Below are 1,086 nucleotides of genomic sequence, written 5' to 3'. Positions count from 1 at the left end.
GACCTTTCCCCGAGATTAATACCACTGTCTCGATGAAGTTTCTTATGTTTACGCCGCTTGGTTGGCATAATCAACGGGCGATATATCATTTAGAGAGCTATGTGGTCGAATATGGTTGTAGTGTTCTCGCCATAAATTTATTTCGTACCTTGCTTCATCCAGAGTACGGAACCAATGCTGATTGAGACACTCATTTCTAAACTTGCCGTTTAAGCTTTCTACGAATGCATTTTGAGTCGGTTTTCCCGGTTGTATAAAGGCTAATGTTACCGACGTTGTCTTAGACCAAAAGAACATCGCTTTACTGGTAAATTCTGGGCCACTATCGCAAACAATACGGTCAGGCTTATCGCGCACCTCTATCAGTTGAGTCAAAAAGCGAGTGACCTGCTGTCCACTGATGGAACCTGAGACAAGCTGACCGATCACTTCTCGTGAATAGTCATCAACGACGTTGAGAACACGAAAGCGTCTTCCATTACCTAACTGGTCAGAGACAAAGTCCATTGACCAACGCTGATTCAATCTGGTTGGAACCTCCATGACCAACCGAGGGCGATGGCGCTTTTTCCGTTTCTTGGTTCTGACTTGCAGCCCTTCTTCTGTGTAAAGGCGATACGTGTGCTTCTTATTCACAACTAAGCCTCTGCCTTTAGCAAGCCATGAAGCATCAGATAGCTGTAGCGAGAGTATTGGGCTGCGAGTTCTTTCAAACGCTCACGCACACCCATATCTGACGCGGTTTTAGGATGGTATCGAAACGCCGTTCGACTCAAACACGCAAGCTTACAGGCCGCTCTTTCACTTAGCTGGTGAGCCTCGATTAAGTGGCGAACCATCAGCTTTCGAGAAGATGGCGTTACCACTTTTTTGAGACGACGTCCTTCATCGCTTCCACTTCAAGTAGCTTCTCAGCGAGCAGTTTCTTGAGCTTGTTGTTTTCAGATTCTAACTCTCTTAGGCGTTTTGCTTCGTTCACTTCCACCCCTGCAAATTTGCTGCGCCAGTTGTAAAACGTGCCCGAAGATATCCCCATATCCCGACAAATGTCGTCCACCTTAACGCCAGCCTCATGCTGCTTTATTG

The 1,086-nt window shown here is 46.5% G+C and carries 1 pseudogene; it reads right to left on the bottom strand.

The features are described from left to right. Positions 1-48: 48 nt before the first annotated feature. A pseudogene (locus BLO31_RS23405) lies at positions 49-1,084 on the bottom strand (IS3 family transposase). Between the last annotated feature and the right edge of the window lie 2 nt (positions 1,085-1,086).

This window comes from Vibrio sonorensis (assembly GCF_001854765.1).
Classification (GTDB): Bacteria; Pseudomonadota; Gammaproteobacteria; order Enterobacterales; family Vibrionaceae; genus Vibrio; species Vibrio sonorensis.
The sequence above is the reverse complement of the archived record's forward strand: the minus strand, read 5'-3'. Positions and strand labels throughout refer to the sequence as shown.